This is a genomic window from Arthrobacter sp. UYNi723, from assembly GCF_054057635.1.
The window spans coordinates 108,208-122,818 of sequence record NZ_JBSRZM010000004.1; the positions used below are offsets into that span (position 1 = coordinate 108,208).

Genomic DNA, 14,611 nt, shown 5'->3' on the forward strand with positions numbered 1-14,611 from the left:
TTCTTCCTTGTCACAGGCGGTGGGATGCGGGATGGGAATTCGGCATCGCGGTCCGCACGGATCCGTCGTGGGCGTGACGGAGGTAACAGTTTTTGCGGGTGGGTTAAGACTAGGGCCGGTATTCCGGCGCCCCGGCGTCGCGGCGGTTCGGCCAACCGGCGCTACGGGGTGGTCCCTGTCGGCGGCACTGCCGGAGGGGCGGCCCCCTTGCGTGCTCCGAGAAGTGCGTTCTTCGCTGGCGTGTCGGGAATTTGCGACGACGGCGGAAGCTGCCTGTTGAGGGTTCTGGATTCTTTGCGCGGTGCTTCGGCTAGTCCCGGCACGGATCGACAAGTGTCGAGGATCGTAGCCTCAGTTGTCGCCCTGTGTCCCATGTCATATTTTGGGCGGGCTATGGAGAAGGGCGGCGGCGTCCAGTGGCGCCGTCACAAGTAAGACGCGCCCCGGGCTGGATTCCTCACGCCGCAACTGGAGGGCCGCCACCTGGGCATGTTCAGTGAGCCGCTGGGAGCTTTCGTTGGTGGGTGCCATCATCACCGTCTGACGGCGCTGGGGGTCTGGACTCGTTTGCACCGTTGGTGCTGTGGAGTTATCCGGTGACGCTCGGCCTGAAGGGCCCAGGCCGGCGGCGCACCCCCGGGTATTCTGGAAGGGATGAGCGAATCCCCAGAATCCCCCCAGCCTCCGCATGTCCCGCGCCCGGTGACGCCCGGTACCCAGGCGTCTTTCGGCACTTACGGCGGCAGGCCGGTGAGCTTTGTGCGCCGCGGAACCCGCCTCCAGGGGCGCCGTCAGACGGCGTGGGAAGAGCACTCGGACCGGTGGGCGCTGGACGTGCCCCGGCACATCGCGAACACGTCGGTCCACCCGGACTACACCTTCGACGCTGAGGCCGAGTTCGGCCGCAAGGCACCGCTGATTGTGGAAATCGGTTCGGGGCTGGGCGATGCCATCTGCCACGCGGCCGAGGAAAACCCGGACACGGACTTCCTGGCGGTCGAGGTCTATACCCCGGGGCTGGCCAACACCATCATCAAGATCAACAGCCGCGGGCTGAACAACGTCCGGGTGGTGGAAGCCAACGCGCCCGAGGTCCTCGCCACCATGCTGCCGGCAGGATCCGTCAGCGAGCTGTGGGTGTTCTTCCCCGATCCCTGGCACAAGTCACGGCACCACAAACGCCGCCTCATCCAGCCGGAGTTCGCCGAACTGGCGGCACGGGCACTCACCAAGGGCGGACTGTGGCGGGTCGCCACGGACTGGTCCAACTACGCTGTCCACGTCCGCGACGTCCTCGCGGACTCGCCGGACTTCGAAAACCTCCACACCGGCGAGCGCCACGGCCCGGAAAGTCCGCTCACCCAGGTGTGGCAATCCGGCGTCGAAACCCTGGTGGGCGGCGCGCCCGTCCGCGAAGGCCGGGCGCCGGTGAGTACCGCGCATACAGGTCCCAACGAGGGTGTTGATGAAACGGGCGGCTGGGCGCCGCGCTTTGAAGGCCGGATCCGCACGAGTTTCGAGGCGAAGGCCCACGAGGCCGGCCGGCTGATCTTCGACCTCTGCTACCGCCGGCGCTGAGCCTTGAAATGTAAGTAGCGCCAACTGCCGTTTTGAAGGCTCAGAACGGCAGTTAGCGCTACTTAGTTGGGGTCAGTTCACGCTGATGGAGGCGACGATCTCCTTGAGCATCCCCAGCCGCGGCTCGATCTCCGGGTTCACGCACGGCCAGATCACCACAACACCGATGAAGCGGTTGTTCTCCCAAACACCCACAGTGGCCGCGACCCTCGCCTCGCCTGCCGGATCCGTGTATCCAACCACGACGGCGTACGAGGACTTACCGGGTACGTTCAGTTCGCCTTCGGTGAGGATGGTCCCGGCCCGGTCTTCAAGGTAGAAGCCTGACATCAGGTGTGCCCAGCCGTTGGCCTGGGCGGCGCCGGTCACTGAGGTGTCGTCCTTGATGACCGTCACCAGAACACCGCCCAGCAGGCCATACTGCTCCGTGTTTGGCCCGGCGGCGGAGTCCTCCAGAACCTGGGTGTGCTCGGGGAAGTCTGCCGTGAATCCCAGCGGGGACTCGATATGAACTGACATGGTTGCTCCTTAGCGGTAAGTCTTGGCTGGGCTGGCTGGCACGTGCGGATCCGGCACGGGACGTCAGAGCTTCTCGAGCTTGGTGTCGTTCGGGACCTTATAGTACGTGGACACGTTGGTGGTTGCCTTGTTCTCGGTTTTGACCTCCACCTCGCCGGCCTTGAGGTCAACACCGAACTCGTTGGATGCTGTCACCACACTGTTCACCTGGACCGTGGCGGAACCTGCCGCGTAGAGCTTGGCGGCGTCGTGGCCGGCCGCAACCGTGTCTCCCAACGCCATATTGCGCATGTAGCTATCGATCACAGGCGCGTTCTCCGGCGAGTACTCAACATTGATCTTCACGGTGCCCTGAGTGCCCACTGTCACGCTGGACTCAGCCTTTGCGCCCTGGAGGTCGGCACCCGCGCTGGCGCCCCCCGCAACCGTGCCCTCCATGGATACGGCGACCGATTCCATGTTGCCGTTCTTATCCAGGTTCACTTCCAGGCCGCCCTTGCCCGAGGCCTCGAACACCTTGCCGTCAAGGTCCAGCTTGCCCTGGGCCGACACCTCGGCGCTGGCGGTGGCCGTGCCGTCCGTCAGGTTCCGCTCGTAGGCAAGGTCCAGCTTCGCCGAGCCCGAAGCCGGGCCGGATTCACCTTTGGCTTCGAGGGAGAGCGTTCCCTTGGCTTTGTCGTCGTGGCCGGTGGAGCCGTTGTCGTCCGCAGCATCGTTGATGGTGTCCAGGATGTAGCCGGGCGGGTTGCCTGCCACATCCTTGATCTCACCGACGCTGTCCGGCGGGAGATCCGTATAAATCTGGTTGCGGGCGGCCATGGCCTCCTCCAGGCTGCCGAACTTGTACTCGCGCGAGGCCTCTCCGTTCAGCGTGACCCCGGCCGTGCCGGTGGTGTCGTTCACTCCTACGCCCACGTTCCCGTAGACCTTCATGGTGGCCGAACCGTCTGCATTCTCTACGACGACGGTGCCTACCTCCGCGCCGGCGTGGAACCAGGCAACCCGGGCATCAAGGGAGGCCTTGCCAGACTCCGTGTATACGGGAGTTTCGGTCTTGGCGAGTTCCCGGAGGTGGGCACTCGCCTGATCCTGGGCGGACTGGGGAATTCCGCCGTCCATCCTCATGAGGTCATCGGCGAACGGGCCGTTCCCGTCTTCGCCTTCGATCAGGTATTTCCGGTCCGCCTCGGACAGGCTGGCCCACCACTTGGCTTGCTCTTCCGGGCTGGCCTTGAGCATGCCATCCATGTCCTCCTTCAGCTCCTGGCGGTAGGCCTCAGCCGCTGCCGCCTTCGCTACCCGTTCCTCCAGCCAGTTCTGGGCGCGGCTGCCCAGGTCCTTGATTTTGTCCAGGACGCTGGTCCCGCCACCGCCACTGCTGCCGCCGCCGGTCGCGGCGGAGGACTGTTCCTGTTCGTTTGCGTGCTGCAGGAGCAGCTTGGAGTTGTGGCGGAGGCTGGATGCCACCCGCTCCAGGCTGGGGCGGTGGTTGCCGGACCAGTCCTGCCGGAACAGCTCGCCGTCGGCACCCTTCCATGGCGCGGACTGGATCTGGCCCTGCAGGGAGCTGGCCCGGCTGCTGAGCAGCGCGGCCGCCTTGTCAACGGCCCTCGCCAGCTCCCGCAACTGACTGACGTCCGCGCCGTAAAAAGTCATGGTGTCTCCCCCGGAGAGTATTAAGAGTTAGTTCTATCGCTGGACATATCGTCGCATGGTGGCAATTCTCCCGCGATGGGGAACCCTCCCCATCGCCGGGCACACCAACGCACACGCAGTTACTGTCGGTCCGCGGTGCGCAAAAGTTGGTACTGTTCGGGGCCGGCTTCGCGTGGCACGATGGGGTTGTGCGGGGGGCACGCAAATCTGCGCCCCTGCGGCGCTGGCCCGAAGGAAGCGCCATCAAAAGAGAACTCAAAGACGCCGCAGGCGCGGCGGAGGACGTCACCAACTCACGCGCACTGGAGTTGCTGGCGAGGGTGGGTTTCGCGGTAAGCGGCCTATTGCACTTCCTGGTGGGCGCCATCGCAATCCGCCTCGCCATGGGTGGTTCGGGGAATGCTGACTTCAGCGGGGCTGTTTCCGAACTGGCCAGCCAGCCCGCCGGGCCGTTCCTCCTGTGGGCAAGCTTTGCCGCCTGCGCGGCCCTTGCCGTCTGGCAGGCCAGCGACGCCGTCTTCGACTACAACCGACTGCCCACCAAGGACAAAGTCGGTAAAAAGGCCAAAGCGGCAGCGCAGGCCGTGGTGTTTGCCGGGCTCGCCGTGACCCTGGCCAGCTTCGCCATGGGCACAGGATCCGGCGGCGACAACCAGCAATCGGCGAGCGACCTCACCGTCGCCGTCATGAAGGCCCCCGGCGGCGTAGCACTGCTGGTCCTCGTGGGTCTGGGCATGGCCATCACCGGGATCATCTACGGCATCCGCGGAATCAAGAAGACGTTCGAGAAGCACCTCACGATGCCCGTTTCCCGCTCTGCCCGGACGGCCGTCTCCGCCTTGGGCGTGACCGGCTACGTCGCCAAAGGCATAGTCCTGCTGCTGACCGGGATGCTCATCTCCATCGCCACCCTGCAGGCCCATCCGGATCAATCCACCGGCCTGGACGGTGGACTCAGGGCCCTGCGCGAACAGCCCTTCGGCGTGTACCTGCTGGCCGCAGTGGGCGCCGGCCTCACCTGCTACGGACTCTATATGGTGGTCCGGGCACGCCTGGCCAAAATGTAGGGATGGGCGCATTCTCCGGGACCGGCCCGGAATGCCCACCAACCCGGAACACCCGGCCTCCGGTTAGGGTGGGTCCATGCCCCAGGTACGCGCCGAACGACTCATCCGCCTCGATCCGGAGACAGTCTTTGCCCTCTCCCAGACCACCGGCGCGTTCCGGCTCAAATGGGACCCGTTCATCTCGGCCCAAGGTTTCCTGAACAGCGCAACGTCCGCCGGAAAGGGCGTCCGGACACGGACCGTGTCCCGCCTGGGCCTGGTGATGGTGAGCGAATACGTTTCCTATTCGCCACCCAGGAACGTGGGTATGACCATGGTGTCCGGACCGTGGTTTTTCGGGAGGTTCGGTGGCGGCTGGCGTTTCACCGCGGACGACGGCGGCACCCGCGCGGTCTGGAAGTACACCTTTTCGTGCCGCCCGGCCTGGTTGCGGCCGGTGGCTGAACGGATGGGCGCCTGGCTTTTGGGCCGTGAGATCACTAAGAGGATCGACGCGTTTGCCCGGGCCTGCGAGGATCCGGCCCTGGTGGCCGAGTTCCGCGCCCGCCAAGCACCGTGAACACCGGACCGTGATCGCCGGCAAAGGGATCACGGCACCGTAATCACAGCCACGGCGTGCTGGGTTTCGTCCCGCAGTTCCAGGCTGGCGATGCTGGCCAGCTGAAGTGGCGTGGCGCCCATGACCTTCACCCTCCCGCTCGGCGTCGCGGTCCAGGCAAATGCCCGGTCCTCGCCGCCGTCGCGGTCCCGGATCCAGAGCGAGAGGGTTCCGTCCAGCGGCAGTTTGCTGCCGTTCACGGCCAGCTCGGTGCCCCATGTTTTCCGGGCAAGGTCGATGCTGAACTGAAGGCCATTGCCGGACTGGACCGAGTAGCTGGCGTCCGGCTCCGGCGGCCGGCTGAGCAGCGGGGCCGCGGCCACCCCCAAGGCGAGGCACGCCGCGGCGACGGCGCCCACCACGGCCGCCCACCGCAGTCGTAATTTACGACGCCGGGTGGCCAGTTCATCGAGGACCCTGCGCGGCACGGAGCTGGCTGGCTCAGGGGCCACCCCGGGGCGGGCGCTCCCGGTGAGCGCCACCGCGTCCGGGACGGGAAGCGCATCCAGCAGGGCCGGCAGGCTTTCAAGCTCGGCGAGTTCGGTCCGGCAGTCCGCGCAGTCCTCGAGGTGGGCTTCGAAACGTTGCGAATCCGCGGGGTCAAGCCCGCCGAGCACGTAGGCGCCCAGCAGCTGGTGCAGCTCAGAGGCGTTCACCGCTCCACCCCCATCTCATCGAGGATGGTCCGCAGCGCCCTGACGGCGTAATAGGCCCGGGACTTCACGGTTCCGCTGGGGATGTTCAGCTGCACGGCGGCCTCGTTGACAGTGAAACGGCGGTAGTGGAGGGCCACGAGGACATCGCGGTGTTCGGTACTGAGCCGCAGCAGCGCCTCTTCCATCAGCACACGGTTCAGGAGTTCATCCACGCGTTCCACGGCCTCGGCGGGATCGGCGAGTTCGCGTTCCATCACTTCGGCCGGGCGCCTTTGGGCTTTGCGGTAGTTGTCGATCATGATGTTCCGCGCTGTACGGAACAGGTAGCTGCGCAGGCTTCCGGTGATGTCCGGGGCCTGCTGCCAGACGCGCAGCACGGTCTCCTGGACCACGTCCTCGGCCAGCTGCGGGTCCCGGGACGCGCTGAGCACAAAACGGCGCAGGGCGGAGCCGTGTTCGCGGTAGATCGCAGCCACCACGTCCTCATCCAGCGGCATGCCGCCCTCCTGTCCCTGATCCGGTCTGCGGTTACAAATGCGCGACTACAACGACGCTGAAGCTCCGTGCACTCATGCGATATAACGTCGGCGGACGGCAAACGGTTCACTTTGAACCATTCTTCACCCTGGTGCGTCGTACCGGTTAGTGCCCGGTATCCTACGCCGGGCCCCAGCCAAGGAGCATCCCCATGAAACAGCATTTGAGCACAGGTCTTGCCGCAGCGGCTCTCATAGCCGCACTTGCAGGCTGCGGCGGCAGCCCCGGAACCACCACCACCACTCCGGCGGCCACCAGCCCAGCGGCAACCTCCGCCGCCCCGACCGCTGGCTCCCCCACCGCAGCGGCCGCCGTCGACCTCAAGACAGCATCCTCCAGCGCCGGCAACATCGTGGTGGATTCCGCGGGCATGAGCGTCTATTTCTTCACCAAGGACGTGAAGGATTCCGGCACCAGCGCCTGCACGGGAGCGTGCCTGACCGCGTGGCCACCGCTCCTCACCACCGCGGCCAAGCCTGCCGCAGAAGGCGTCACCGGCACGCTCGGGACAATCACGACGCCGGACGGGGCCAAGCAGGTGACCCTGAATGGACTGCCGCTGTACTACTTCGCGAAGGATAAGAATCCCGGCGACGTCCTGGGGCAGGGCGTCAACGACGTCTGGTACCTGGCCACGCCGGCCGGGGAAATGATCCGGACAGCGGCGTCAGGCTACTGACAGTTCTGGCGCTTACGGATCGACCGCCTACGGATTGACCGCTTAAGGATGGAGGCCGGGCAGCGGGACTGGAGGCGTGGCCGGCAGGGGCAGAGCCGGGGGCTGTCCCTCGCCGTTCAGCGGCCCACCCGGCATACCCGGCGTGACGTTTTCGGGGAGGGGAAGGTCCGGCAGGGGCACTGCCGGCGCTGAACCTGAAGGGGCCGGAGCGGGCTGCGTGGCCTGGCTGGAACCGGATCCCGGTACGGCCGGAACCGGCACAGTGTCAGCCGTCCCGGTGGGTCCTACGGCAGGGACGGCGGGCTGGCCCGGTCCCGGAGCCGGGGTCTCCACCGGCGCGGGGGCAGGCCCGCCGCCAACGGTGGACACGAAGGATGTTACTGCGTGGTTGACCTGGCCGATGGAATCCCGGATCCCCTGGTCGGAGGCCACGGCAACGGCGCCGCCGGCCGCCAGCGAAACGGCCACGGACAGCGTGGTGAGGGTGATCCTCCGCTTGGCCCGACGGCGGGCGGCGAGCTCGTCGGTGGCGGTCGTGAGCTGGCCGGTTGCCTCGGCGGGGGCTACGGTGGGCTCTGATTGAGGGGATGCCGCCACCGCCAGGTGACGGGTGGCTGCCGCGCGGCTCGGCGCAGGCGTCGGGACAGCAGTGTGTGTCACGGCAGGAGTCTGTGTCACGGCAGGCCTCATAAGCGCGGCAACCGCATCGGAAGGTACCGGCCGCTCGGCTGCGAGCGCCCGGAGCTCCAGCAGGACGGGGCGGAGGCCGCCGTCGTCGTGCAGCCCTGCCTCCAGCAGCAACCGGTCAACAGACGCGTCCTCGCGGGAACCGTTGCGTGAGCCTGCGGTGTCACTCATGATCTGCCTGGTTTCTTCTAAGAGTCTGGTCCTTGAGGTTTTGCAGCGCCCTGCGTTGGAGCTGCTTGATGGCACCCTGGGACTTGCCCATGATGCCGGCCACCTGTTCGATGGAGAGGTCGGCCACCACCCGCAGTGCCAGGACCTGGCGGTGTTCATCGGTCAGGCCTGCCAGCAAGTGGGCCGCGCCGCCGCCGTGGCCCAAGGCGTGGTCCTCCGCGGACGCCGTGCTGCGCCCGTCCTGCAGGGGGTCGTACGGAGTGAAGTCCGGCCTGCGTTCAACCCGCCGGTAGTAATCCACCATCCGGGCGTGGGCGATGGAGAATACCAACGACTTGGCGCCCTGGAGGCCGCCGGTCAGCTCACCAATCTTGGGGAAAAACGCCAGGAACACATCCTGGGTGACAGCCTCGGGATCATCCACGCCACGGGCCTTGAGGTAACCCAGGACCGCTCCGGACAAGGTTCGATAGACAGCGCCGAAGAGCACAGCCGGATCAGCACCGGCTGTGTCTGCAAATGTATCTATGTCTTCTTCGGCCAAAGTGTCTAGCACCAGTGGCTCCTCCATCCCGGGCAGCGTAGTCGCTCATCCCGGTATTCGGCGCGGCGTGCTCCGCTGCTGTCGGTCAGCTGCGGTCGGTCAGCTATCTGGCTGCCATGTGGACTGCGGGAATCCGGTCCGTCCGGAGCCGGTTCCCGCAGTCCACACTAGCTGAGCAGGTCCTAGCGGCCCGAAACGGCGGGAACGTCTACAACGTCGCCCGGCACGGCGGGAACAGCAGGAACGGCGGGAACGGAAGGCTCGCCGTCGACACCCGGAACTGCCGGTACGGCGGGAACAGCGGGCAGCTCGGGGCGCTCAGCCTTGGCGGAGGCAGAGCCCTCGCCAGCGGCGTCGGCATCGGCAGAGGCGGCACCCTGTGCGACGACGTCCGTGCAGAAAGCGTCAACGTTGCCTTCGCCCTCGGCGGCGATGACCAGCGACGAGAAGCCCTCGGAGGCAACGTTCAGTCCACCGTTGGCGAAGGCGGTGCAGAGGCCAAAGGCTGCGGCGCCAGCTGCGTCCACTGCGGTGCCGGCAGCGGCGGATGCGTTGGCCTCGGCTGCGACCTCATCGTCGGAGACGGCTGCTTCGCCGGTTACTGCTGCATCACCGGAAGCGTTTGCGGAAGCCGACTCGGTGGCGTCAGCGGCCAGCTTGGGGGCCGGGGCGCCGAGCAGTTCGTGGGCGGTCTGCTGTGCATCGGCCGGGAGGGCGCCGGAAGCTGCTGCGACGCCGGTTCCACCGACGGCCAGGGTGCCCGCGGCGAGTACTCCGGCGGCGATTTTGCTGGTTGCGAGAACAGTGAACAACGACATGTGACACTCCAAAACCTAGAGAACAATTCAGATCCGGCTCCGTGAGGAACCCTTCACCCCCTTCATCGCTGGCCGGACCGGGAAAGTTACGGCGCCTCCCAAATTTCTTTCCAGGGCCCGGCTCCGGCCCATCGCCGATGCGCTCCTGGCGTGGGCGGCGGCCACCGAGGGCGTGGAGATCCAGATGCGGAAGGGCTACGTCTCGCTGCACAGCCCGCGCCGGAAGTTCGCCCAGGTCACCCGGACCACCAACACCGCCGTGGACGTCGCGCTCCGCCTCGACGCAGCCGCCGGAGGGCGTTTGGAAGCCCTGAAGGCCCGGGCCGATGATCCCTTCGACCGCCGCGTCCGGCTCACGTCTGTGGACCAGGTGGATGAGGAACTGCTGGAAATCCTGGCCAGGGCGCTGGACCAGAACATCTAATAGCTGAAACGACGGCGGGCCGGGTCGCCGGAAACTTCCGACGAACCCGGCCCGGGACCGTGGTGAGGTCCCTACGCGTCGATCATCTCGTCGTCGTCCGCTTCCTCGAACTCAACGGCGGCGACGATTTCCTGAGTCTCCGGGTTGATCATGAACGCCTCTTCGTCATCCTCGACCATGATGAAGTCGCCGTGGTCCGTGGTGAAGTGCCAGGCCAGCGTCTTCTCGCCGTCGTGCATGTAGTTGGGGTCGCCCATGGTGATCTTCTGCAGCGTGTAGCCGGCGATGTCGCACAGTTCGCGGATGATGACCTCGAAGTCCGGGGCGTCCTCCAGCGCTTCCTCGTCGGCCGCCGCCTGGCGCTCCTCGAGGTTGGGGATGAGCGCAACCTGACGCTCGATGTACGCGTCGAGCTCCTCGTCGTCGAGCACCAGCAGGCCCTCCTGGGACAGGAGCCAGGCGGCGTTGAGCGCCGTGATGTTTTCGGTTTCGAACAGCTCCTCGAACTCGCCATCGAGCTCTTCGATGGTGCGCACGGCGCCGTTGGACTCTTCCTCGGTGTCCAGGTCGCCGTCGAGGTAGCGCTCTTCGTCCTCTTCGGACAAGGCATCAAACGCCGCAACGGTCCGGTTGAAGAGTTCCAGGTGGGCCGTTGCGCCCATCCCGGCGAGGCCCTCGCGGATGAGCGGGTCCACTTCGTCCCGGTCCGCGGTGAACACGTACTGGGCGAAGCCGCCCTCCAAGGACTGCGTGACGTAGAAGTCAACGTAGTAGCTGCCCAGTGCCGCGGGCGCGATCTCGCCGGCGTCGAGCAGTTTCCCGTACATGGCGTTCACCACATGAACGTTGGCATCTACGACCTCCTCGCTGCCTGCATCGATGCTGGCCTTGGTCAGGACGACAGGGTTCTGGCTCATGGTCATGGGATTCCTCACTGCTGAATGCTTCGGTGCTGCTCAGGACACTTTCACGCTACGTCGGCGGGGGCGGCGGTGTGTTGAGGCGGAAGTGAACGTCAGGCGAAGTTTCAGGCTCCTGCCGGGCGAACTAAGATGAAGCAGATAACCTCCGATCGGACACGGCACCCCCGTGGCCAGCTGAAAGTAGCGCGCACCATGCCATCCCAACCGGACGAGAGTGCGGCACTGGCAATACAGACCCCCGCCATTAACGACCGCTCCCTCGCGGCCGGGTTGGCGTATGCCATGGGAAGCCGGGTTTCCGGAATGTCGTTCGACGCCGCCACCGGGCTCATGCTGGGCAAGGTCCGGGGAGGTGCCGACGTCCCTTACTCCACCACGGCCAAGCTGGTGCGGAAATCGGGCGGCTGGAGCTGCACCGTGGGTGTCTGCAGCTGCCCCGTCCGCAAGGACTGCAAGCATGTGGCCGCGCTGCTGTTCGCCGCCGAGGACAACCCGGCCATCCGCGTCCAGCTCCTGGCCCCGGCTGAAGTTTCCCGGCTTTCCCGCCAGCCCGCCAACCTGGACCTGGCCGACTGGGAGCAGGCCCTCAGCCCGCTCATTTCGCAGCCGGGCATCACCCAGTCCATCAGCGGCATCCCGCTGGCCCTCCAGTTCGAGATCGAGGAACCGGCGCCGCACTTCTCCTACACAGGCCGCCGCGACCCGCTCCGCAGCGTCCGCCAGCTCAAGGCCCGGCCCGTGATCATGGGCGCCAAGGGCAAGTGGATCCGCGGCGACGTCTCCTGGAACACCCTGAGCTACCTGAACTTCCGCCGCGAATGCAACGAGGCGCACATCGAGTGGATGCAGGCATTCCTGGCCGCACACACCGCCGCCGCCAACCGGGTTCATAACTCCTCCGCGCTGTGGCTGGGCCTGAACACGTTCGCCGGGAAGAACATGTGGAGCCTGCTCACCGACGCCAAAAAGATCGGCCTCGCCCTGGTGCACGGCCGCGGCACCGAGCCGGTGCGGCTCGCCGAGTCTCCCGCCGCCGTCGGGCTTAATTTGAGCCGATACGGCTCACCCGTGGGTGGGGACGCTGCGGCTCCCGGCGCAACGCACGACGACGGCGGGCTGGAGCTCGCGCCCACCATCACCGTTGAGGGGGAAGACGTTGATCCGGCGTCGGTGGGGACCATTGGCCGCCCCGCGCACGGCATTTTCCTGACCACGGGCGGGGAGGCTTTGCCCGGGGTTTCCGCGGAGAATGTGATCACGCTGGCCCCGCTGGAGAGCGGGCTGAGCGAGGAGCTGCTGACCTTCGTCACGGCCGGCAGCACGCTGCACATTCCGGCGAAGGACGAGACGCGCTTCCTCACCGGCTTCTACCCGAAGCTGAAGCAGGCTGCCCGGGTCACGGCGACGGACGAGTCGGTGGCGCTGCCCGCCCTGGCCCTCCCGACCCTTTCCCTGCTGGCCAATTACGGCGCGGACCACCGGGTCCGGCTGCATTGGGAATGGCACTACAAGTCCGGAAACCTGGTCACGGCCCAACCGCTGTGGCGGCACCCCGGCGACCACGGCTACCGCGACGACACCGCCGAGGCCCGCATTCTGGAGGGCATCGGCCAGCCGTGGAACGTTGTCCCGGCCCTGGGCGAATCGGCCACCGGCGGCTGGGGCACGCCACGCCTGTCCGCGTCCGCCGAACTGAACGGCCTGGACACCCTGGCCTTCACCGAGGACGTCCTGCCCGAGCTCCGGAACGCGCCGGACGTTTCAGTGGACACTGCCGGGGACATCGCCGACTACCGCGAGGCCGAGGAAGCACCGGTCGTTTCCATCTCCACCAAGGCCACCGAACAGCGCGACTGGTTCGACCTTGGCATCCAGATTTCGCTCGAGGGCCAGCCGGTGTCCTTCGCCGCCGTGTTCTCCGCATTGGCCGCGGGCCAGACCAAGATGCTCCTGCCCAGCGGCGCCTACTTCTCGCTGGACCTGCCGGAACTGCACCAGCTGCGCGCCCTGATCGAGGAGGCCCGCTCGCTGCAGGATAACAAGGATGCCCCGCTGCAGATCAGCCGTTTCCAGGCCGGGCTCTGGGACGAGCTCGCGCAGCTTGGCATTGTCGATGAACAGGCCGCCGCCTGGCGTGAGGCCGTGGGCGGGCTGCTCGAAGGCGGGATCAACGGGCTGCCGCTGCCTCCCTCGCTCAATGCCGAGCTGCGGCCGTACCAGCTCGAGGGCTACAACTGGCTCAGCTTCCTGTACCGGCACAGCCTCGGCGGGATCCTCGCCGACGACATGGGCCTGGGCAAGACCGTGCAGGCACTCGCCCTGATGTGCGCGGCGAAGGAGCAGGCTGCTGAGCTTGCGGCCGCTCGCACGGCTCCGGGATCAGCAGCGGGCGCGCCGGCTCAGGTAGCAGCGTCCGATGTTCCAGCGCCCGACGGCGTGACTCCCTTTTTGGTGGTTGCCCCCACCAGCGTCGTGGGCAACTGGGCGGCGGAAGCCGCGCGCTTCGCTCCGGGCCTCACTGTTCGCATCGTAAGCGAAACCTTTGCCAAGAACAGCCAGGATGCGGCCGTTGAACTCGCCGGCGCGGACATCGTGATCACGTCCTACGCGCTGTTCCGGATCGACTACGATTCCTATGCTTCCAAGACCTGGGCGGGTCTGGTGCTCGATGAGGCCCAGTTTGTGAAGAACCACCAGTCCAAGGCCTACCAGTGCGCCCGGAAGCTGCCCGCGGCGTTCAAGCTGGCCATCACCGGCACCCCGCTGGAGAACAACCTCATGGAGTTCTGGGCGCTGACGTCCATCGTGGCGCCGGGCCTGTTCTCCAGCCCCAAACGGTTTGCCGAGTACTACCAGAAGCCGGTGGAAAAGAACGGCGACAAGGGGCAGCTGGACAAGCTCCGCCGTCGGGTCCGTCCGCTCATGATGCGCCGCACCAAGGACCAGGTCATCCAGGACCTGCCGCCGAAGCAGGAGCAGATCCTGGAGGTGGTGCTGAACCCGCGCCACCAGAAGGTCTACCAGACGCACCTGCAGCGTGAACGGCAGAAGATCCTGGGCCTGATCGAGGACGTGAACAAGAACCGGTTCACCATCTTCCAGTCACTGACCCTGCTGCGTCAGCTCAGCCTGGACGCGTCGCTGGTCGATCCGTCGCTGTCCGGCGTCCGGTCCAGCAAACTGGACGTGCTGTTCGAGCAGCTGGAGGATCTGGTTGCGGAGGGCCACCGGGCGCTGATCTTCAGCCAGTTCACCGGGTTCCTGGGCAAGGTCCGCGAGCGGCTTGTGGAGGAGAAGATCGAGTTCTGCTATCTCGACGGCGGCACCCGGAACCGAACCGACGTCGTCAACGAATTCAAGAACGGCAGCGCGCCGGTGTTCCTGATTTCGCTGAAGGCCGGCGGCTTTGGCCTGAACCTGACCGAGGCCGACTACGTTTTCCTGCTCGATCCCTGGTGGAACCCCGCGTCGGAGGCGCAGGCCGTGGACCGGACGCACCGGATCGGGCAAGCTCGGAATGTCATGGTCTACCGGCTGGTGGCCAAGGACACGATCGAGGAAAAGGTCATGGCGCTGAAGGCCCGGAAGTCGCAGCTGTTCGCGGATGTGATGGAGGGCGACGCCCTGTCCAGCGGGTCGATCACGGCCGAGGACCTCGCGGGGCTGTTCAAGGACTGAGCGCGAACGGACACTTAAGCTCCGCGCCCTTTGCCCCTGCGCGAACGGACACTTGTGGCCACTGCCGCCCCGCCGG

Annotated in this window: 14 protein-coding genes; 6 read left to right on the forward strand and 8 right to left on the reverse strand. The window is 66.5% G+C overall.

Translation table 11 applies throughout. The annotated features are described in order from the left end of the window. Window positions 1-654: 654 nt before the first annotated feature. Window positions 655-1,578, forward strand: coding sequence for a tRNA (guanosine(46)-N7)-methyltransferase TrmB (gene trmB, locus ACVWY0_RS04700; protein ID WP_104063208.1), 924 nt, complete (start codon window positions 655-657; stop codon window positions 1,576-1,578). Between the two features lie 72 nt (window positions 1,579-1,650). Here trmB and ACVWY0_RS04705 read toward each other — a convergent pair whose 3' ends face one another. Together ACVWY0_RS04705 and ACVWY0_RS04710 are read right to left on the reverse strand one after the other, a co-directional pair. Beyond that, entirely contained in the window at window positions 1,651-2,097 is a 447-nt protein-coding gene (locus tag ACVWY0_RS04705) for a hypothetical protein (protein WP_485835640.1), read from the reverse strand. Window positions 2,098-2,160: 63 nt separating this feature from the next. Then, window positions 2,161-3,753, reverse strand: coding sequence for a hypothetical protein (locus tag ACVWY0_RS04710; RefSeq protein ID WP_485835641.1), 1,593 nt, complete (start codon window positions 3,751-3,753; stop codon window positions 2,161-2,163). A 188-nt stretch (window positions 3,754-3,941) separates the two neighbouring features. On the opposite strand from ACVWY0_RS04710, the gene ACVWY0_RS04715 reads away from it, so the two are divergent. Further along, window positions 3,942-4,820 (forward strand): DUF1206 domain-containing protein, encoded by an 879-nt coding sequence (locus ACVWY0_RS04715; RefSeq protein ID WP_485835642.1) that lies wholly within the window; start codon window positions 3,942-3,944, stop codon window positions 4,818-4,820. A 76-nt stretch (window positions 4,821-4,896) separates the two neighbouring features. Next, complete coding sequence (locus ACVWY0_RS04720; protein WP_485835643.1) at window positions 4,897-5,379, forward strand: type II toxin-antitoxin system RatA family toxin; 483 nt, start codon at window positions 4,897-4,899, stop codon at window positions 5,377-5,379. Between the two features lie 29 nt (window positions 5,380-5,408). On the opposite strand, the gene ACVWY0_RS04725 is transcribed toward ACVWY0_RS04720, so the two are convergent. Then, the gene (locus ACVWY0_RS04725) at window positions 5,409-6,074 is read right to left on the reverse strand and encodes an anti-sigma factor family protein (protein WP_485835644.1); all 666 of its coding nucleotides are present in this window, start codon (window positions 6,072-6,074) and stop codon (window positions 5,409-5,411) included. Beyond that, window positions 6,071-6,571, reverse strand: a complete 501-nt coding sequence (locus ACVWY0_RS04730; RefSeq protein ID WP_058930911.1) for a sigma-70 family RNA polymerase sigma factor — start codon at window positions 6,569-6,571, stop codon at window positions 6,071-6,073. The genes ACVWY0_RS04725 and ACVWY0_RS04730 overlap by 4 nt, the downstream gene beginning before the upstream one ends. A gap of 191 nt (window positions 6,572-6,762) precedes the next feature. Here ACVWY0_RS04730 and ACVWY0_RS04735 point away from each other — a divergent pair, with 191 nt between their 5' ends. Next, the gene (locus ACVWY0_RS04735) at window positions 6,763-7,290 is read left to right on the forward strand and encodes a COG4315 family predicted lipoprotein (RefSeq protein WP_485835645.1); all 528 of its coding nucleotides are present in this window, start codon (window positions 6,763-6,765) and stop codon (window positions 7,288-7,290) included. 42 nt (window positions 7,291-7,332) lie between these two features. On the opposite strand, the gene ACVWY0_RS04740 is transcribed toward ACVWY0_RS04735, so the two are convergent. The 3 genes from ACVWY0_RS04740 to ACVWY0_RS04750 all read right to left on the reverse strand — a co-directional run bounded on the left by ACVWY0_RS04740 (window position 7,333) and on the right by ACVWY0_RS04750 (window position 9,510). Then, entirely contained in the window at window positions 7,333-8,148 is an 816-nt protein-coding gene (locus tag ACVWY0_RS04740; RefSeq protein ID WP_485835646.1) for a hypothetical protein, read from the reverse strand. After that, window positions 8,141-8,719 (reverse strand): RNA polymerase sigma factor, encoded by a 579-nt coding sequence (locus ACVWY0_RS04745; protein WP_485835647.1) that lies wholly within the window; start codon window positions 8,717-8,719, stop codon window positions 8,141-8,143. Before ACVWY0_RS04745 ends, ACVWY0_RS04740 begins: the two co-directional genes overlap by 8 nt. Window positions 8,720-8,874: 155 nt before the next feature. After that, complete coding sequence (locus tag ACVWY0_RS04750) at window positions 8,875-9,510, reverse strand: protein tyrosine phosphatase (protein WP_485835648.1); 636 nt, start codon at window positions 9,508-9,510, stop codon at window positions 8,875-8,877. Window positions 9,511-9,574: 64 nt separating this feature from the next. On the opposite strand from ACVWY0_RS04750, the gene ACVWY0_RS04755 reads away from it, so the two are divergent. Further along, window positions 9,575-9,934 (forward strand): DUF5655 domain-containing protein, encoded by a 360-nt coding sequence (locus tag ACVWY0_RS04755; RefSeq protein ID WP_485835727.1) that lies wholly within the window; start codon window positions 9,575-9,577, stop codon window positions 9,932-9,934. Between the two features lie 71 nt (window positions 9,935-10,005). Here the strand turns inward: ACVWY0_RS04755 and ACVWY0_RS04760 are convergent, their stop codons facing one another. Then, window positions 10,006-10,857: a DMP19 family protein gene (locus ACVWY0_RS04760; RefSeq protein ID WP_485835649.1), complete on the reverse strand. Its 852-nt coding sequence runs from the start codon at window positions 10,855-10,857 to the stop codon at window positions 10,006-10,008. Window positions 10,858-11,049: 192 nt separating this feature from the next. Between ACVWY0_RS04760 and ACVWY0_RS04765 the strand changes: the two genes are divergently transcribed. Next, entirely contained in the window at window positions 11,050-14,535 is a 3,486-nt protein-coding gene (locus tag ACVWY0_RS04765) for a DEAD/DEAH box helicase (protein ID WP_485835650.1), read from the forward strand. Window positions 14,536-14,611: the final 76 nt, after the last annotated feature.